The organism is Nocardiopsis sp. iso_25 (assembly GCF_056173305.1).
Map to the genome: position 1 here is coordinate 3,759,679 of NZ_CM149667.1, position 18,165 is coordinate 3,777,843.

The window sequence follows — 18,165 nt, forward strand, 5'->3', positions numbered from 1 at the left end:
GGGAGACTGCCTGGTCCTGTCACTCCCAGGATGGAGACGGCCTACCCGGGGTCGGCGGCGATGACGGATCGTCGCCGGGGAGCGCGACGCATGCCGACAGGTACCGGCGCTCGGCCCGTATGTCCGACCCGAACAAGGGAGGTCCTCGTGTCCTCGGATCGAATCGCTCTGGTTACCGGAGCCAACCAAGGTATGGGCAAGCAGGTCGCGAAGGAGCTGACCGCCGACGGGGTGACCGTGTTCGTCGGATCCCGCGACGCCGCCCGCGGCAAGGCTGCCGCCGCCGAGATCGGAGCCGGCGCGACCCCGCTCCAACTCGACGTGACGGATCCGGAGTCGATCGCCTCGGCGGCCCAGCGGCTCCGCGAGGAGGCCGGTCGGCTCGACCTCCTCGTCAACAACGCCGCCGTCTCCACCACTCGACCGGGTGTCGACATGGCCGAACTGCGCTCCCTGGCGGCGGCGAGCACGGTCCCGCTGGAGGAGGTGCGGGCTGTCTGGGAGGTGAACGTCTTCGGGCCCGTGGCGGTGTACCAGGCCGTGCTCCCGCTGCTTCGCCTGTCAGCGGACGCACGCATCGTCAACGTCACGAGCGCGCTCGGTTCTCTGACGAGCGTCACCGACCCGGCTCTCCCCTACCACTCGCTCTTCGAGCCGGTCTACGCGGCGTCGAAGGCGGCGCTCAACGCCGTGACGGTGGCGATGATGACCGAACTCCGGGACTCCGGTGTCAAGGTCAACCTCGTTTCGCCGGGGTTCGCGAACACCTCGCTGGTCAACTTCGAGGGCATGGAGTCGGTCGAGGACGCCGCTCGTGAGATCGTGCGTGTTGCCCGGCTCGGGCCTGAGGGACCCTCCGGCACCTTCACGACGTGGAAGGGGGCGGACCTCCCGTGGTGAGTCCACAGGGCTGGTCCGTCAGTGCCGCGTGCTCTCGGCCGTACGGGCACGACCCGCCGATGACAGGGGCAACGCCTGTCACACGGGACTTTTGGGGCATAGGTGGCGGCTTTCGGCGTTTCCCGGGTGCGGCGGTCCAGGCCTCCCTAGGCTCGCTCGGAACCGTCCCGAGGAGTCCCGATGCCCGCCCTGCCCGAGTCCGAGCCGCCCCGCCACCCGTACCGCAACCTCGTCCTTCTCTCCTTCCTGACCCTGTCCGGCAGCCGTCCCCCGCACGGCCTGCTCGAACACGCGCACCGGCTGGTCACCGGAGCCCTGCCGCGCGGGCGGCGCCGCCCGCGCCCCCAGGCCTACCCGCGGGTGCGCCGCCGGGTGCTGCGCCGCTCCCTGCGCCCGCGCCGATGGCACCTCAGAGGCGGCGCGGCGGGGCTGCACCTGTCCCCGGTGGACGGCTCGGGCGGCGAGGCCCGCCTCCTGGAGGGACTGGAGGGCCTGGACACGCGGGAACGGGCGGCCTACGGGCTGCTGCGGGTGGAGGGCCTGTCCGCCGAGGAGGCCGCCGCCCTGCTCTCCTCGGTCGGCGTGCGTGACGCGTCCGGTGCCGTGGCGCGGGCCCTGGAGGCGGGGGGCGAACACCGGCTCCCCGACCCCACGGTGGTCCGGGTCAGCGGCCGGGGCCCGCTCCTGGAGCGGCGCGCGCTGGCCGCCGTCGCGGTCCTGGCCGGGCTGGCCCTGGTCGCGCTGTCCCTGGGCACCGCCAGGACGGTCGCGCCCGTGCTGTCCCCGGGCCCGGCGCCGGTGGCCCTGGCCGACGCCCCCGACGGGCAGGTCTGGCGCGAACGCTTCCGGCTGGACCTGACCGCCTGGCACCCGCGGGGCGACGCGGTCGGCGACGAACAGCTCGTCCAGCGGGCCCTGCGCGCGTGGTCGGCGCACAGCGCCGAGGGCGGCGCCGACGCGGGCCCGGTGCGGGGCCGGACGGCGGGGGTCGCGGCGCGGGCCGCGGGCGACTCCGCGGTCCCGGCGCCGCGCGCGCCCCGTCTGGTGTTCGCGGGCGACGTGGACGGGCAGGAGGTGGTGCTCCTGCACGACGCCCCGTGGGTGGCGCGCTACACCGACGACGGATCGCGGGAGCGGGTGGAGGTGTTCGACGAACCCGGCAACGGCGTGGCCAACTGGCCCGCCCTGCGCTTGGCCGACACCGCTGAGGGCACCCGCTACCTGCTGCCGCCGTGGGTGACCGAGGCCGCCTACGCCCCGCTGGGCGGGCAGGAGCCGGACTGGACGGACCTGGCGCACGGGGACGGCGTGACCGGGCCCGTGCCGAGCGACGAGCGGTGCGGTGTGGGACCGGCGCTGCGCCTGCGCGCGCCGGAGGTGGCGCACGGGCAGCCCTACACCGCGATCGACCTGGGCGGTCAGGACACCGCCCACCTGGGGTACATGCCGCCCCCTCCCGGTGAGATCCGCCGCCTGGGCCCGCACGAGGTGCTGGACGCCGACAGCGGCTTCGGACTGTGGGGGCTGGCGGCCTGCGCCGGGGAGCCTCCCGCCGAACCGGTCCGCACGGCCACGGCCTGGGAGTTCGCCCGCCAGGAGCTGCCCGGCGGCGGCACCGGCCGGTGGGTGTGCGTGCGCTACGGGGCCCACGACGGCGGCGGCCTGGCCCGCACCCTGCTGGTGGCCGACACCGACGCGGGCACCGACACCGTGGTCGCGGGCGAGCGCGAGGGCGGCTGGGAGTGCAGCAACCTCGACCGGCAGGTGGCGGCGGGCACCTGGTGGCAGGACGGGGACGAGCGGTGGCACTACCTGGCGGCGGCCTCCCGGGAGGCGGACCGGATCAGCGTGCGGGGCGCCGCCAGCGGCAGCGCGGAGGGCGGCGAGGCCCTCGCCGTGGAGGGGCCCGAGGGCGGGGAGCCGCCCGCCGAGGAGGTCGGGCTCGTCGCCGTGGACGCGCGCGGGGAGGAGATGACCGTGCTCGCCCGCTGAACCGGCCGGGGCCAGGGGATGTCCGGGCCGGCCGCGCCCGGCCGGCCGGCCCGGCAGCCGCCCGGGGCCTGGGGGTCCGAACGCCGCCCGGAGCCGTGGGATCGGACGCCGCGCGGCGGTGGCCGGTTCCGGCCAGCACGGGTGTGAGCGTGCGCCGGAATACCCCGGGCCGCCCGGTGGTATCACTGGTCTGGACTCCCCCGCGCAGACCGGAGCCGACTACCGAAGCGCGACAGGGCCGGGTTTTCCGGCCCTGGGAACAGTGGACTGCCCGGCCCCGGCCGTAGTGAGGTGTGACCTATGTCGATCTGGTCCCGTGGTGACCGTACCGGAAGGGTCGAGGAAGCCCTTCTGATGCTGGAGGGACAGGGGATCATCGACGGCCTGGAGATCCTGCCGGGAGAGGCCAAGCCCTACCGTGTGCTCGTGCCCGCGGGCCTGGTGCACATGGACGAGGACGAGGCGTCGATGTTCGCGCTCGGCGCGGTCGTGGGGGCGTTCGGCGCCATCGCCCGACAGCACGCCTGAGGCCGGGCCCCGGCCCGAGCCCCGCTACCGGTCGGCCCGCGTGCGGCCCATGGTGCGCAGCACCGCGTCCAGGAGCAGGTCCCGTACCATCGCGCGGTGCTCCTCGGTGTGCGCCGCGGTCAGCTCGTTGTTGAACGTGGACAGGCACAGGCCCACCACCATCTCGGCGAGCGGGCGGGCGGGGCGGCCGTCCTGGGGCAGCTCCTCCACGAGGCGGGCGATCTCCAGCGCCTCGCGCACGGCCTCCACCCACGGTTCGGTGCGCCGACGCCACCAGTCGCGCTGCGGCCCGGGCTCGGAGCCCAGGCCCGTGGCGGCGGCGAGCAGCCCGCCCGACTCCAGCCACAGCCCCATCCAGGCGTCCACGGCGCGGCCCATGTAGCCGTCGATGGTCTCCATGCGGCCGAAGGTGAGGTCGAGCCGGGAGGCGAACGCGGTCAGCCGCACGTCCACGGCGGCCCGGAGCACCTGGTTCTTGTGGTTGTAGTACCGGTAGACGGTGGAGCGGTCGATGTCCACGCCCTCGGTGATCTCCTTGTAGGTGATCTGGCTGAAGGGCTTGGCGCGCAGCAGCTCGACCAGGCTGTTCTGCAACTGGAGCATGCGCCGCGCGACGCGCGGGCTGCCGCTCGTGCTCCGCTCCGCCTCCTCCGGCGCCGCCGTGCCCGACCCCTGCTCCGCCATCCGTCCCCACAGCCCTCGTCGACCGGACCTCCCCCAGCTTGCCGGACCGGGCGGGCTTTCTCCAACACGGCGTTGGGGAGGTCGGACACGTGGTCTCGCACGGTGCCGCCCCGCGCGGGCGGGTCGGGCGGGGGCGGGCTCACCCCGGGGGACGGGCCCGCCCCCGCGCGGGGGTTCCGGAGGGCGGCTAGCCCTCCCACCTGGTGGCGAGTTCCTGGACCCTGCGGGCGCGGTGCGAGGTCAGGAAGTCGCGGTACCAGTGGTAGCTGTCCTTGGGGTGGCGCTCCAGGCGGTCGTAGTCCACGCGGACCAGCCCGAAGCGGCGGTCGTAGCCGTAGGCCCACTCGAAGTTGTCCAGCAGCGACCACACGAAGTAGCCGCGCACGTCCACCCCCGCGTCGATGGCCGTGGCCAGGGCGTCCAGGTGGTCGCGCAGGTACTCGATGCGGTCGGTGTCGCGGACCCGGCCGGTCTCGTCGGGCTGGTCGTCCTCGGCCGAGCCGTTCTCGGTGATGAAGATGGGCGGCAGGTTCGGGTAGCGCCGGTTGAGGTCGATGAGCAGGTCGGCGAAGGTGGACGGGACCACCGGCCAGCCCATGGTGGTGTGCCGCACCCCCTCGACCTGCACCTGCTCGGTGCGGATGTCCACGGCGGTGCGCGCGGCCGGGTCGGCCTCGCTGTGGGGGGCGTCGCGCAGCATGATGGGCCGGTAGAAGTTGACGCCCACGAAGTCCAGCGGCTGTCCGATGATGCGCAGGTCGCCCTCGGCCCGGTAGGAGCCGTCGGCCATGCCCTCCCAGACCTCGTCCTCGTTGTCGGGGTAGGCCCCGGCGAAGATGGGGTCGAACCACACGCGGTTGTGCAGGGTGCGGGCCCGCTCCACGGCGGCGCGGTCGGCCTCGGAGTCGGTGGCGGGCAGGAAGTGGTCCGGGTTGAGGGTGATGCCGACCTCCCCGGCGGCGGCCGCGCGCAGTTCGCCGGTGGCCATGCCGTGGGCGAGCAGCAGGTGGTGCGCGGCGGCCAGGGCGGGCGTGCCCTCGCGGGTTCCGGGCGCGTGGCGGCCGACGGCGTGGCCGACGAAGGCCGAGCAGAAGGGTTCGTTGAGGGTGATCCACCGGTTGACCCGGTCGCCGAGGCGGTCGGCGACGATGCGGGAGTACTCGGCGAAGCGGTAGGCGGTGTCGCGGACCCGCCAGCCGCCCTCGTCCTCCAGCGCCTGGGGCAGGTCCCAGTGGTAGAGGGTCAGGGCGGGTTCGATCCCCGCGCCCAGGACGGTGTCCACCAGCCGGTCGTAGAAGGCCAGCCCCTCCGGGTTGGGGCGGCCCTTGCCCGTGGGCTGGACGCGCGGCCAGGCCACGGAGAAGCGGTACAGGTCGACGCCCAGGTCGGCGAGCAGGGCGACGTCCTCGCCGTAGCGGTGGTAGTGGTCGCAGGCGACGTCACCGCTCTCGCCGCGGGCGACGCGCCCCGGCGTCCGGCAGTAGGTGTCCCAGATGGAGGGGCCCCGTCCGCCCTCGTGGACGCCGCCCTCGATCTGGTAGGCGGCGGTGGCGGTGCCGAAGAGGAGGCTGGCGGGCAGTCTGGGGTCTTCCATGGTGTTCCTTTCGCGGGAGCGCTCCCAATCGTACAGAAGGCGACCCCTGACACCAATCATCCTTAAGTAGTCGAACAAACACCCTGAGCACGCGAAACGCCGGTGCGCTACCTCCGCCCGCCGCCTCCGCCCGCCTCGGCCCGGTCGGCGGCGCAGCGGCGTCACGCGGACCGGGCGGCCTCCCGTATCGTCGCACTGCACGGCGCGCCCCCTTCCCCCGTCGGCCCCGGCCCCCCTGCGCGAGAAAGGACCCCATGAGCGACTGGATCGACTACTCCCAGAACCGGAAGATCCGGGAACTGGAGGAGAGTCTGGGTTCGGCCCACCACCAGATGGCCGCCGAACGCCGCAGGATGCGCTCGGAGCTGTCCCGCGTCCGGGGCACCCTCGAACAGAGGCTGGACCGCGTCTCGGCCTCCCTGGACGCCTTCATCGAACTCAGCGACGTGCGCGCCGTCCTGGCCATGTTCGACGGAGCCGCCCTGGCCCGCCACCGCACCCTCCAGATGCTGGACGGCGTGCCCCTCCCCGGCCTGGACCTGGAGGACGTCCCCGGCTACTGGCTGGTCCCGGCCGCCCTCGGCCTGCACGCGCTGCTGGAGGGCGACACCGCCGCCGCCCGCCTCCGCTTCGACGAGGCCGCCCGGCGCGATGCGGAGCGCGCGGGCCACTTCGCGGCGCTGGCCACCGCCCTGACCAGCTCGGACCACGCCCGCGCCATGGACGCCGCCGCGACCGCCGGGCTGCTCCCGCGTCTGCCCTCCCCCGGCGAGGAGGTGACCCGGGGCCAGCGCGCCCTGTGGCTGCTCACCGCCGACGGCTCCTTCGGCGACGACGCCCGGCAGCACCTGCTGCTGTCCACGCTGAGCGCCTGGTCCGAGGCGGGGACCGGCGTCCCGGCCTCCGCGGGCCTGTCCGCACTGGCGGCGGACGCCTCCGGCGCCTCCCCCTCCCCGGCCCCGGGGAGGAAGGGGTCCGGCGGTCTGGCCGGGCGCGCCGGGGCCGCGCGGCGCATCACCGCGCTGCGCGAGGGCGTCGCCCGCGTCGTCGCGCTCGACGGGGAGGACGCCTCCCCCTCCGCGCTCGCCCCCGACGAGGTCAGCGCCGCGTTCCTCAACGACACCCTGCGCCTGCTCGTGGAGGAGGGCAGCCCCGAGGAGGCCCCGCTGCTGACCCGCGCCCGCGAACTGCGCGCGGTCATCGAGAGCAGCGGCGAGGGCGGGCTGCCGCAGCGGTGGACCGACCCCGTGGGCACCGTCGCCGCCCTGCTCGGCGACGACCTGGTCCGCCAGGACGCGCCGCCCCACCGCCGCACCTTCGCCCTGGCCCTGCAGCGCCCGACCGTGGCCGGGCTCGCCGAGGAGCTGGTGCGCGAGGCCGCCGCGCCGGTGGAGGACTCCACGACCCTCCAGGCGCAGGGCGTGCGGGTGACGGTCTCCTCGCACGGTGCCGAACCCCGGGAGCTGGAGCGCGCCCGCACCCAGCTGCGCGGGCGCTGGCACGACACCGGCTCCGCCCGGACCTACGCGTGGGGCCTCCTCGCCACGGCGGGCCTGCTGGCGCTGCTGGGGCTGACGTCGGGCAGCGGCCTGGTCTGGTTCCTGTGCGTGGCCGCCGCTGCGGGTGCCGGGGTCGCGCTGGTGGTCGACCACTCCAGGCGCACCGAGGCCCGCGACACCGCCGAGGCGACCGTGCGGCGGCTGGACGTCCAGGTCGCCGAGGCCGCCGAGAGGTGGCGCGAGTCGCTGCTGGCCTCCGAGGAGCACGCCGTCACGGCCAGGAACGAGGCGGGACGGATCGACCGCCTGCTCAGCACCGGAGAAGAGTGAGGACACCAGGGGACATGGGACTGTTCTCCGCGCGGATCAAGCTCCGCAGCGACCCGCAGGGCTTCTTCCAGGGCCCGATGGCGCACGCGCTGGCCTCCGGCGCGCACATGCCCACGGCCAACGGCGGGGTGTGGAACGCGGTGCACTCCTCGTGCTCGTGCTGCGACGCCCAGGACGAGCGGGACAAGCTCCGCGACTCCTGGGGCGTCACCGACCACGCGGGCTGGGACCGGACGCTGCGCCTGCTGACCGACGACGCGCGCCCCGCGACGGCGCTGTCGATCGTGCTGGACCTGCGCGCCCGGACCATGGCGCAGGCCCCCAGGTGGCCCTTCGACGCGGGGATCTGGCCGGATCTGATCGTGCGCTGGTGCCGGGAGCAGGGCGCCGCCCCCGGTCTGTACGAGGAGCTCGTGACGGCGGCCGCGCAGGTCTGGGAGTACGAGGAGCGCATGGTGCGGGACGGGGTGCTGCCCCCGGGCACACCGGTGCGCACGGCGCGCGCCTACGACTTCGGGCGGGCGGTCAACCTCGCGCGGTGGGGCGTCAAAGCCGGGTACGCCGACGAGCGCGCGGCGCACGCGCACATCCTGCGGGCGGGCGCGCAGTCCATGCGCTACCACGGGTCGTGGCAGGAGATGTCCGCCGGGTTCGTGCTGGGGCGGGCGATGGCCTTCGACGAGGGCGCGTTCGGCCCGTACTACACCGACTCGGCGCGGGCGCACGCGGTGCTGGCCGAGGACCCGCGGAGCCCGTGGCTGAACCTGCCCTGGCGCATGTGAGGGGCGGTGCGGGTCAGGCCCCGCCGCGCACCGGTTCGGCCACGAGCAGGCGCATCTCCAGCGGCAGGTCGCGGATTCCCCGGGTGGTCAGCCCGGCCGAGCGCAGCAGCGCCTCGTACTCGCGCTCGGTGCGCTCGGCCCCGGTGGTCATCACCATCATGTGCGCGTCAAGGACTGCCGTGAGCCAGGCGGCGCCCTCGTCGGGCAGGACGCGCTCGGCGATGAGCACCAGCCCGTCGGGGGCCATCGCCTCGCGGCAGTGGCGCAGCACGGTGCGGACGTCCTGGTCGGACCAGTTGTGCAGGACCCGGCTGAGCAGGTAGGCGTCGGCGCCCCGGGGCACGCCCCGCAGGAAGTCGCCCTCCACCAGCTCGCACCGCCCCGCCTCGACGTACGCGCCGAGGCGGGCGCGGGCGGCGGCCAGCGCGGGCGGGCGCTCCACCAGCACCCCGCGGGCGTGCGGCGCCCGGGCCAGGACGGTGGCCAGGAGTTCGCCGTCCCCTCCCCCGAGGTCGACCACCGTGCGGGCACCGGTGAAGTCGTGGACGTCGGGGACGGCGGTGGAGAAGCGGCCGCTCGCGGCCATCCCGGCCGTGTAGCGCGCCGCGTCGGCGGGGTGGCGCTCCAGGTGGGTGAACACGTCGGTGCCGTGGGCGGCCTCGAAGGCGGTGCCGCCGGTGCGCACGCTCTCGCCCAGGCGCGCCCACGCGGCGGTGAACATGTCGCTGTCGTAGAGCAGCGCCAGGTCGGCCATGCCCGAGGGGTGGTCCCGGTGCAGGGCGGCCCCGACCTGCGTGGGCCGGTAGCGTCCGTCGCGGTGCTCCACGACCCCCACGGCCGCGAGCAGGCGCAGCAGGCGTTCCAGGCGGTCTGGGCGCAGGTCCAGTCCGGCGGCCAGGGCCGCGGCGTCGGCGGCGCCCCCGGCGAGGCGGTCGAGCACGCCCAGTTCGACCGCGGTGGCCACCGCCCGGGCCACCCACGGCCCGGTCATGAGCCGCAGCACCTCGCGCTCGGCGGATCCGTCCCCCGTCATCCCCACCTCCGTCAACAGGCCCTCAGAGCCAACCGTTGCGACGGAAGACAAGGTAGAGGCTCAGGCTCGTCAGCGCCATGAGGGCCAAAGACAGCGGCCAGCTGAACGCCCAGTGGTAGTCGCCGCCCGGGGAGATGTTCATGCCGTAGACGGAGGAGATGAGGGTGGGCACGACCAGGATGCCGCCCCAGGAGGAGACCTTCTTCATGGCCTCGTTCTGCGCCTGGTCGATGAGGGCGCTGTTGACCGACATGATGTTCTGCAGCAGCTGGCGGAAGCCGTCCACGCGCTCGCGCACGGCGGCGACGTGGTCGGCGACGTCGCGCAGGCGGTGGTGCAGTTCGCCGCGCCGTTCGGCGGGGATGCGGAAGGGGTCGGCCGAGGCGAAGCCCTGGCGGCGCGCCGGGGGGCGGGTCCCCTCCGGTTCGACGAGGGCGTCGGCGAACGGCCGCGGGTCCGGTGGACCGGGGCGTTCGGGGTCGTGGGCCAGCGGCCCCATGAGCCTGTCCAGGACGGTTCCGAGGGGTTCGACGGCGCGGGAGAGCAGGATGACCTCGCGGGCGAGGCGGTAGGTGCGCCGCGAGGCCCGGGAGTCGCCGCCGAAGACCTGGTTCTCCACCTCGTCGATGTCGTCCTGGAGTTCGGAGACGACGGGTGCGTAACCGTCCACGACCAGGTCCAGGACGGCGTGCACCACGGCCAGGGTGCCGTGTGCCAGGACGCGGGGCTCGGCCTCCAGGAAGTCGCGGACGCTCTCGAAGTCCACGTGCTCGGTGTGGCCGATGGTGACCACGAAGTCCCGTCCGGCGAAGAGGTGGATCTCGTCCACCTCGACCGACTCGCGCACGGTGTCGTAGCGGGCCGGGCGCAGCACGAGGAAGAGCACGCCCCGGTAGACCTCGGCCTTGGGGCGCTGGTGGGCGACGATGGCGTCCTCCAGGGCCAGGGAGGGCAGGCCGAAGAGGCGGGCGACCTCGGTGAGCTGGTCGCGGTGGGGGGCGGTCATGCTGATCCAGGCCATGAGGCCGGGGTCGCGCTCGGCGGCGCCGCGCGCCTCGGCGACGGTGTCGGTCTCGCGCTCGCGGCGCCCGTCGCGGTAGAGGACGGCGCGGACCGGGCCGGGCGAGCCGCGCTCGGGCAGCGCGGCCCTCCTGCGGCCCAGGTCCATGATGCGTTCCGGCGCGGAGTCGCTCATCCGTGGTCTCCCCTCCCGTGCGTGGTCGGACGGCGCGCTGTCCCGTCGGCACCGGACCGACGGGCGAGCGCTCTCAGGAGGGACTGCCCCGAACCGGGCGGGGCAGTCGGGTCGGACCCGGGCGGGGGCCTCAGCCGCGCAGCCCCGAGGCGCGGACCGTGATGTTGAGCCGCCCGTCCAGGCCCAGGCCGGGCGGCGCGGTGCCGGGCCGAGTGCGGGGGACCCCGTGGTAGGCCATGCGGGAGGGGCCGCCGAAGACGAACAGGTCCCCGCTGCGCAGTTCGACGTCGGTGTGGGGGCGGTTGCGGGTCTCGGTGTTGCCGAAGCGGAAGACGCAGGTGTCGCCGAGGCTGAGGGAGACCACGGGCTCGCCGGAGAGTTCGTCGCGGTCCTGGTGCATGCCCATACGCGCGTCGGCGTCGTAGAAGTTGACGAGGGCGACGTCGTAGGAGTCGGCGTCCGGGCCGGGCGGGGCGCCGTAGGCGGCCTCCACGGCCCGCGCGGCCAGGTCGCCGAGCAGGTCGGGGAAGGGCTGGACGGGTGTGCCGTCGGGCAGGAGCCGCGCGTAGGAGTAGGCCTGCCGGTGCCGGGAGTGCCCGGAGCCCCGCCGCTCGGCGTGGGGGTTGGGCCCCGGCGACCAGTGCCAGCCCAGACTGACCATCCGCACGCTCATCACCCCGCCGCGCGGCATGGCGTGGCGGCGCATCCCGGCGGGCCCGCGCGCCCAGCTGCGGCAGCGCCGGACCAGGTCGGCCTGCTCCTCGGGGTCCAGCCATCCGGGCACGTGCACGGCGCCGGGCGCCACCTGCGCGGGCGGGCGGTCGAACAGCGCGTCGCTCATGGGTCCCATGCTGCCCCGCGCGGGCGGTGGGCGCCAGCGCGGGGCGGGGCGGGGCGGGGCGGGCAGAGTAGTCAGCGGCGCAGGAGTTCGCGGACGTTGACCACGAGCAGCAGCACCACGATCACTGCGACGGGGACGGTGATGGCGATGCGCCAGTTGACCACGAACGCGGCCACGACCCCCACGACGAGTCCGACGACCACCGCGATGACCGCCAGCCCGATGAGGTACTGGACGAACTTGCGGCGGGCCACGGAGTCGACCGCGGCGAAGACCACGACCACGCCGATCATCGCGTAGAAGGTGTACTGCCCGTTCAGGACGAACATGGGCAGCGCGAGCGAGATCAGCAGGAGCGGGGTGCTCAGGGCCACCCACAGGTGCAGGAAGCGGGTGGAGCGCTGCGTCCCCGAGGAGTAGGGCAGGTGCGGGGCCTTGAGGTGCCCGGTGGGCGAGGGCACCAGGGGGGTGTCCGCGTCCAGGGCCCGCAGGTGGGTGTCGCGCTCGTCGGCGGTCAGCACGCGGGTCTCGTAGACCTCGCCCAGCTCCATCTCCAGGGCGGCGATGCGTTCGGCGTACTCGCGGGCGCGGGGCCGCGAGTGGGCCTCGCGCTCCAGGACGATGCGGGCCGAGTGGAGCTGGCGCAGGCGGTCGCGGCGGCTGATGACGTCGGCGTCCAGGGTGCGCAGCCGCTCGTCCAGGGCGCGCACGTGGGCGCGCAGCTCGGCGCGGGCGGCGGTTTCGGTGGGGGCGACCTTCTGCAGGCCCACCCACGCCAGCGGGTCGGCCCAGGAGCGGCGGATGGTGCCGTCGCGTTCGTAGCGCGGGCCGCTGGGGGCGCGCTCGCCGTCGAAGAAGTCGCCGGTGTCGCGTCCCCACAGGCCGCGGAACCCCGTCAGCCAGGGGGTGTCGTCGTCGATGAGGACGGCCGACCACTCGCGGTCGCCGCCGGGGCCCAGGCGCATGCCGTCGCCGCGGGCGTAGTCGACGAAGGGGACGCCGATGCCGTGCCGGTTCAGGACGCTGTCGGCGCGGAAGATGCGGTGGGTGATCCACCGCCAGGCGCGCATGGGGCCGCGCAGGAAGGAGGGGTCGACCTGGATGAGGTAGTCGCCGGGCAGCATCTGGTGGGAGTGCGATCCCGCGCCGACGTAGACGATGGGGTGGTAGCCGTCCCGGTGCAGGTCGGGGTCGTCCCAGCAGCGGCGCAGGTCGTCGCCGTGGTACTCGTGCGAGGAGGCGCCCACCCAGACGGGGCGGGTGGTGCCGTCGGGGTTGTCCACGACGTAGACGGTGACGCGCTCCCAGTCGGCCTCGTGGTCGTTGACGCCGCCGTAGATGGTCCGCCAGTCGTTCATCGCGTAGAAGAACCAGTACTGGAGGATGGTGTAGCCGCCCTCGCGGGTGACGCGGCCGTAGTAGGTGACGCCGCCGTTGTCGACGCGCTCGCGGTAGCGGGTCACCGCGGCGAAGGTGAGACCGCCGGGGACGGCACCGCGGATGAGCAGGGAGAGCTTCATCAGGATGTCCAGGACCCGGCCCAGGACGCCGACGGCGGCCAGGCGGCCGCTCTTGGGGATGACGGTGCGGGCCACGCCCTTGTAGCGGCGGGCCTCCTCGCGCAGGGTCTCCTCCTGGACGAAGCGCAGGTGCTTGTGGCGTCCGGGCCACTCCGCCTCGGCCCGGCCGAGGCGGTCGAGGGTGAGTTCCCCGGCCGGGACGAGGCGGCGTTCGCCGCCGCCCGGCTCCTCGATCCACAGGCTGCAGTTGCGTACGTAGGCGTCCACGTCGGTGGGGAAGAAGAGCTCCCCCTTGGTGCACATGAGCACCGGTTCGTAGGCGCGGAGGAGTTCGAGATCAGATTTCGCGGCCATGGTTCGCACCAAGCTAGTGCATTCCGGAGACGCTCCGTACCGGTGCGGCGAAGTGGCGCGGGTGACGGATGTCGCTTGTGGGACGGGGCTTGCGCATGCGTCCCAGTCCTGCCTTCCGGTGAGGCAATCACTTGCCAAGTTGGAAAGTGAGTGTCATGCTGGCAACAGGTTGAGCGAACGGAGAACGGCATGCGCAGGAACGAGGCGCTGGACGCGCTGGAGCGGGCGGAGACGGTGGGGACGCGGGCGCGCTCGCGGGGCGGGTGGTACATGGTGTTCGCGGCCCTTTTCGGGGCGGCGACCTTCACCTTGACCGTGGTAATCGGCTTGTTCCCCTCCCCGGTCACGATCTTCACGACCACGGCGGGATTCTTTGTGTTCCTGACGGCTCTACTGATCTTCGCGTTCCGCCAGCCGGTCACCCCACGACGGTTCGGGATGTTGCACGCGCTGGCGATGTTCGGCTGGGCGACGGTCTACGGTGTGACGCTGTTCGTCGGCAACCGCTTCTTCCCCGGAGACCCCGTGTGGTGGGTCTCCGGAGCCGCCCTGGGCACCGTCCCGCCGCTGGTGGCAGGGTGGCTGGCGGCGCGCCGGAGCAGGAGTGCCTGATGGAGCACCCACGCAGCAGGCTGGACGAGGTGATCCACTCCCCCGTCCGCTTCTCGGTCGTGGCGGCGCTGGCCGCCGTGAACCTCGCGGAGTTCCGCTTCGTGCGCGACACCGTCGAGGTCTCCGACTCGGTCCTGTCCAAGCAGGTCACGGTGTTGGAGAACGCGGGCTACGTGAAGGTGCACAAGACCGCGGTGGGGCGGCGCACCCGCACGTCCCTGTCCCTGACCGGTGAGGGGCGGGCCGCCTTCGACCAGCACGTCCGGGCTCTGCGCGAGATCGCCTCGGGAGCCCACGTCCACGTCCCCGAGGCCGAGTGACCCCGTCTCCTCAGACCGCCCGGCCCGACACCGCTCCGGCCTCCTCGGGCAGGGCCTCCCCGTCGGACCGGTGCGGGTCGGCGGCGGTGGCCGCCGCCCGGTCGGGCACGGCGGGCCTCCGGGAGCCGTCGCCCCGTGCCGCCCCGGCGCCCGCGACCACCACCAGCACCATGCCGACGACCTGGATCAGGGCGGGCGCCTGGCCGATGACCAGCAGGCCCATCACCAGGGCGACCGCCGGTTCCAGGCTGGAGAAGGTGCTGTAGGCGGTGCGGCTCATCCGCTGGAGGGCCACCATCTCCAGCAGGAAGGGCACCATCGGGAACAGCAGCGCGATGAGCAGGGTGAACAGCACCAGGTCGAGGTCGAAGTCGGCGACCAGGCCGGGGGCGCCCAGCGGCGCGCTGACCACCGCGCCCACCGTCATGGTCAGGGCCAGGCCGTGCACGGCGCCGAAACCGGCGCCCACCCGCTGGGTCAGCACGATGTAGCCCACCACGCACACCGCACCGGCCAGGGCGAAACCGACCCCGACCAGGTCGAGTTCGCCCTGCCAGGGGCGGGTCAGGCAGAGCACGCCCGCGACCGCGGCGAGGATCCACACGAGTTCGCGGCGTCGGCGCATGGCGGCCACGGCCACCACGAGGGTGCCGAGGAACTCGATGGAGGTGGCGGTGCCGAGTTCGATCCGCGCCGTGGCCTCGGAGTAGAACAGCATCATCCCCGCGCTCGCTGTGCCCAGGATCACCACGGCGCCCAGTTCGCGCCGCGACGCCGCGCGCACCGCCCGCCACAGGGAGCGGCCGCCCAGGGCCAGCAGCAGGAGCGCGGCCCAGCTCAGCCGGAGCCAGGTGACGGTGGCGGGGCTGGCCTGGGCGAAGGCCGTGACGGCCAGCGCGCTGCCGGTGTGCAGGGTGAACATGCCGATGAGCAGCATGAGGGGCGCCGGGACCCCGAAGCGGGCACGGCGGAGCGAGGGAGCGAGAGAGCGGATCACCCGACCATTGCACCGACGCGGTTCGTTTCTGTCCACGGACCATTGGTTGACGGACCGTGTAGTTCCGGTGGACGGTCGGGTAGTCTCCGCGGATGGACTTCACCCGGTTGCGCCTGCTGGTCGAACTGGAACGGCTCGGCACGATGGCCGCGGTGTCCGAGGTCACGGGCATGAGCACGTCGGCGGTCTCCAAGCACTTCGCCGTCCTGGAGCGGGAGGCGGGCGTGCCGCTGATCGCGCCGGACGGGCGGCGGGTGCGCCTGACCCCGGCCGGTCGTCGGCTGGCCGAGCACGCGGTGGGCATCCTGGCGCGGGTGGAGGCGGCGCGGGCGGAGTTCGACGGCGAGGGCGAGCCGGTCGGCCGCGTCGACCTGGTGATGTACACCACGGCGGCGCCCCTGGTGCTGCCCGCGCTGCGCCGTCTGCGGCGCGACCACCCCGGGATCGACGTCCACCTGACCGAGCACGAGTCCGAGCACGCGCTGGAGCTGCTCCAGGACGGGCGGGCGGACCTGGGGGTGGTGTACCAGTACAGCCTGCTTCCCCGGGATTTTCCGGGGACGCTGACGGTGCACCCGGTCGGGAGCGAGGACCTGCTGCTCGCCCAGCCCTCGGAGGGTGCCGACAGCCGCACCCTGACCCGGCGGCGGCTGCGGGAGCTGGCGGACGCGGCGTGGATCGTCAGCCCCTACCGGCGCGACGAGGAGGCGCTGGTGCAGCGCATGTGCGCCGAGGCCGGGTTCACGCCGCGCGTCGTCCACCGGATCGACAACCTGGAGCTGTTCGAGCAGCTGGCGGCGGAGGGCCTGGGGGTGGGCGTGGTGCCGCGCCTGTCGGCGGTGACCCGGCGCGGGGTGGCGCACGCGCCCCTGGGCGAGCTGGGCGGGGTCCGCCGCGTCCACCTGGCGGGCCGCACCGGCGGATGGGCGTGGAAGCCCATCCGCCTGGTGGCGGAGTACCTGCGCGAGTCGGCCGCGGGCGTGCTGGCCGGGTAGGTCGGGGGCCGGGCGGGCCCGGAGGGAGCGCGGCGCCCGGACGGGACGGGTGGCCGAGCGGAGCGGGCGGCCGGGCGGCCGGGCGGGGCGGTGCTCAACCCGCGATGGCGAAGGGCCCCACCGACGGCACGGGGACCTTGCTGGCGGCCTCGCGCATGGCGGTGAGCAGGGGTTCGGGCGAGGCTCCCGCGCGGGAGAGGGCGACGATGTGCCGCCGGGCGCTCTCGCGCACCCCCCGCACGACGATCCTCGGCGTGCTCAGTCCGGTCCAGGCCAGGCGCGGCATCAGGGCGACGCCCAGTCCCGCCTGCACCAGGGAGAACACGGCGCTGAAGTCGTCCACGGTGTGCGCCACGCGGGGCTGGAAGCCCACCTGGTGGGCGGCGCCGGACACGCACTCGTGCCAGGCGGTGCCGGGCGCGGACAGGATCCAGTCCTCGTCGGCGAGGTCCTCGGCCAGGTGGAGGCTGGTGCGGGCGGCCAGCGGGTGCTGGTAGGGCAGGATCGCGTCGAACAGTTCGACCATGACCGGGTCGACGCGAAAGTCCGGGTCGCCGCTGGCGGGCATGTGGCCGGTGGACATGGTCAGGGCCATGTCCAGGCGGCCCGAGCGCACCATCTCGGCGCTGTGCTCGGGTTCGGCCTGGACGACCTGGAAGGACCAGTCCGGGTGGCTCGTGCGCAGGCGCGCCAGGGCCGGGGCGATGAGGTCGCTGATCCCGGTGGAGAAGGCGCCGATCCGGACGACGCCGCGGTCGCCCTCGGCGTACTCGGCCAGGTCGGCGGTGGCGCGCTCCATCTCCGCGAAGATGACGTGCGCGCGCTTGAGCAGGACCCGGGCGGCGCCGGTGAGCAGGAAGCGGCGGCCGTTGCGTTCGACGAGGGGGACCCCGGCCTCCTTGGCCAGGGCGGCGAGCTGCTGGGAGACCGCCGACGGGGTGACGTTGAGCGCCTCCGCGGTCGCCGCCACCGTGTGGTGGCGGTCCAGTGCCTGGAGGAGCTGTAGCCGCCGAACGTCGATCATGATTTCCAACTTATGGCAGCGCGTACAGATTTCAGGGTGGTTTCGTACACGTTGCGCAGGTTAGGGGCGTGATTCCCTGCACATTGTCAGCGGGCTCCACAACCAAAGAAAAAACTGAGCTTCTTCTCTTTCGACAATCTCCGACACCTCTTTCTCCGTGTCGGGCGCGTTCTGGTCGATACGGACACGTACAGTCGGTTCCACAGCTCAACCAGGGGCGAGCCCCGGGGGGATCAGCACCCAATGCTGGTGAAACGGGTGAGAAAAATATGCAAAATTCGCTGATGACCAAACCTCGACAGTCCGACGTCGGTGTGCTCAGCTTCCGCTACCTGGGAGCCCACGAGGTGGAGGAACTCGCGGACCTGTGGGGCGCCCTCCACCAGCAGCACACCCTGACGGCCCCGCACCTGGCGGACATCATCGGCCCCGTGAGCCTGGACGAGTCCTGGAGGCGCCGCCGCGCCCAGTACAGGGCCTGGCTCGCCGACCCCGAGACCCTGGCGGTCCTCGCCGAGAGCGACGGCGACCTGGCCGGGTACGCGATGGTCACCATCCGCGAGAACGCCCAGGGCAGCTGGGACCGCGGCGCGCGGGGCGCGGTGGTGCAGACCTTCGCCATCGACCCCGAGTACACCGGAAGCGGTGTGGGCTCCAAACTGCTGGAGGAGGTGCGCCGCCAACTCGCGGGCACGGGCGTGCGCGACATCGAGTTCTCCGCGCTGGCCACCGCCTCCGAGGACATCCGCTTCCTGGAGGAGGAGGGCTTCCGCCCCTTCGTGACCACGATGGTCTGCCGCGTGGACGCCTTCGGCGCCCACGACTAGCGCCCGCGGGAGCCCGAGCCCCCTTTCCGGCCTCCGGGGCCGGGAAGGGGGCTCTCGCGTCGGCCCGCGTCCACGGGCCGCGGTCGGCGGTCCGCCCGAGGGGGCTGGCGCGCAACCACCGGCGGCCGTCCAGCCCCG

Annotated in this window: 17 protein-coding genes; 9 read left to right on the top strand and 8 right to left on the bottom strand. The window is 73.9% G+C overall.

Translation table 11 applies throughout. The annotated features are described in order from the left end of the window. The first annotated feature begins 90 nt into the window (after positions 1–90). The 3 genes from AC0VX6_RS16330 (at position 91) to AC0VX6_RS16340 (ending at position 3,420) form a co-directional block, all read left to right on the top strand. Complete coding sequence (locus tag AC0VX6_RS16330; RefSeq protein WP_302475360.1) at positions 91–900, top strand: SDR family NAD(P)-dependent oxidoreductase; 810 nt, start codon at positions 91–93, stop codon at positions 898–900. A gap of 180 nt (positions 901–1,080) precedes the next feature. Further along, positions 1,081–2,892 carry a hypothetical protein gene (locus AC0VX6_RS16335; protein ID WP_274973558.1) on the top strand — a complete coding sequence of 604 codons (1,812 nt, stop codon included), beginning with the start codon at positions 1,081–1,083 and terminating at the stop codon, positions 2,890–2,892. Between the two features lie 354 nt (positions 2,893–3,246). Next, the gene (locus tag AC0VX6_RS16340; RefSeq protein WP_017566809.1) at positions 3,247–3,420 is read left to right on the top strand and encodes a hypothetical protein; all 174 of its coding nucleotides are present in this window, start codon (positions 3,247–3,249) and stop codon (positions 3,418–3,420) included. 24 nt (positions 3,421–3,444) lie between these two features. Here the strand turns inward: AC0VX6_RS16340 and AC0VX6_RS16345 are convergent, their stop codons facing one another. Both AC0VX6_RS16345 and AC0VX6_RS16350 read right to left on the bottom strand, forming a co-directional pair. Continuing rightward, positions 3,445–4,023 (bottom strand): TetR/AcrR family transcriptional regulator, encoded by a 579-nt coding sequence (locus AC0VX6_RS16345; protein ID WP_368045839.1) that lies wholly within the window; start codon positions 4,021–4,023, stop codon positions 3,445–3,447. A 268-nt stretch (positions 4,024–4,291) separates the two neighbouring features. Then, on the bottom strand, positions 4,292–5,698 hold the full coding sequence (locus tag AC0VX6_RS16350) for a GH1 family beta-glucosidase (protein ID WP_274973560.1): 1,407 nt from the start codon (positions 5,696–5,698) through the stop codon (positions 4,292–4,294). 254 nt (positions 5,699–5,952) lie between these two features. On the opposite strand from AC0VX6_RS16350, the gene AC0VX6_RS16355 reads away from it, so the two are divergent. Beyond that, positions 5,953–7,527: a hypothetical protein gene (locus AC0VX6_RS16355; protein ID WP_475465029.1), complete on the top strand. Its 1,575-nt coding sequence runs from the start codon at positions 5,953–5,955 to the stop codon at positions 7,525–7,527. 14 nt (positions 7,528–7,541) lie between these two features. Next, complete coding sequence (locus tag AC0VX6_RS16360) at positions 7,542–8,309, top strand: DUF1266 domain-containing protein (protein WP_475465030.1); 768 nt, start codon at positions 7,542–7,544, stop codon at positions 8,307–8,309. 13 nt (positions 8,310–8,322) lie between these two features. Here the strand turns inward: AC0VX6_RS16360 and AC0VX6_RS16365 are convergent, their stop codons facing one another. From AC0VX6_RS16365 to AC0VX6_RS16380, 4 genes are all read right to left on the bottom strand, one after another. Then, complete coding sequence (locus AC0VX6_RS16365) at positions 8,323–9,342, bottom strand: methyltransferase (protein ID WP_274973563.1); 1,020 nt, start codon at positions 9,340–9,342, stop codon at positions 8,323–8,325. A gap of 22 nt (positions 9,343–9,364) precedes the next feature. Further along, positions 9,365–10,537: a magnesium and cobalt transport protein CorA gene (locus AC0VX6_RS16370; RefSeq protein ID WP_274973564.1), complete on the bottom strand. Its 1,173-nt coding sequence runs from the start codon at positions 10,535–10,537 to the stop codon at positions 9,365–9,367. 130 nt (positions 10,538–10,667) lie between these two features. Further along, positions 10,668–11,378: an alpha-ketoglutarate-dependent dioxygenase AlkB family protein gene (locus AC0VX6_RS16375; protein WP_475465032.1), complete on the bottom strand. Its 711-nt coding sequence runs from the start codon at positions 11,376–11,378 to the stop codon at positions 10,668–10,670. 71 nt (positions 11,379–11,449) lie between these two features. Next, positions 11,450–13,252 carry a hypothetical protein gene (locus tag AC0VX6_RS16380; RefSeq protein ID WP_274973566.1) on the bottom strand — a complete coding sequence of 601 codons (1,803 nt, stop codon included), beginning with the start codon at positions 13,250–13,252 and terminating at the stop codon, positions 11,450–11,452. A gap of 189 nt (positions 13,253–13,441) precedes the next feature. Here AC0VX6_RS16380 and AC0VX6_RS16385 point away from each other — a divergent pair, with 189 nt between their 5' ends. Both AC0VX6_RS16385 and AC0VX6_RS16390 read left to right on the top strand, forming a co-directional pair. Further along, positions 13,442–13,864 carry a hypothetical protein gene (locus AC0VX6_RS16385; protein WP_475465033.1) on the top strand — a complete coding sequence of 141 codons (423 nt, stop codon included), beginning with the start codon at positions 13,442–13,444 and terminating at the stop codon, positions 13,862–13,864. Continuing rightward, the gene (locus tag AC0VX6_RS16390) at positions 13,864–14,184 is read left to right on the top strand and encodes a transcriptional regulator (protein WP_475465035.1); all 321 of its coding nucleotides are present in this window, start codon (positions 13,864–13,866) and stop codon (positions 14,182–14,184) included. The genes AC0VX6_RS16385 and AC0VX6_RS16390 overlap by 1 nt, the downstream gene beginning before the upstream one ends. 10 nt (positions 14,185–14,194) lie before the next feature. Here the strand turns inward: AC0VX6_RS16390 and AC0VX6_RS16395 are convergent, their stop codons facing one another. Further along, entirely contained in the window at positions 14,195–15,181 is a 987-nt protein-coding gene (locus AC0VX6_RS16395) for an EamA family transporter (RefSeq protein WP_475465036.1), read from the bottom strand. Positions 15,182–15,273: 92 nt separating this feature from the next. Here AC0VX6_RS16395 and AC0VX6_RS16400 point away from each other — a divergent pair, with 92 nt between their 5' ends. After that, positions 15,274–16,176 (top strand): LysR family transcriptional regulator, encoded by a 903-nt coding sequence (locus tag AC0VX6_RS16400; RefSeq protein ID WP_212643996.1) that lies wholly within the window; start codon positions 15,274–15,276, stop codon positions 16,174–16,176. Positions 16,177–16,270: 94 nt separating this feature from the next. Here the strand turns inward: AC0VX6_RS16400 and AC0VX6_RS16405 are convergent, their stop codons facing one another. Beyond that, positions 16,271–17,200 carry a LysR family transcriptional regulator gene (locus tag AC0VX6_RS16405; RefSeq protein ID WP_274973570.1) on the bottom strand — a complete coding sequence of 310 codons (930 nt, stop codon included), beginning with the start codon at positions 17,198–17,200 and terminating at the stop codon, positions 16,271–16,273. A 284-nt stretch (positions 17,201–17,484) separates the two neighbouring features. Here AC0VX6_RS16405 and AC0VX6_RS16410 point away from each other — a divergent pair, with 284 nt between their 5' ends. After that, positions 17,485–18,027, top strand: coding sequence for a GNAT family N-acetyltransferase (locus AC0VX6_RS16410; RefSeq protein ID WP_274973571.1), 543 nt, complete (start codon positions 17,485–17,487; stop codon positions 18,025–18,027). Positions 18,028–18,165: the final 138 nt, after the last annotated feature.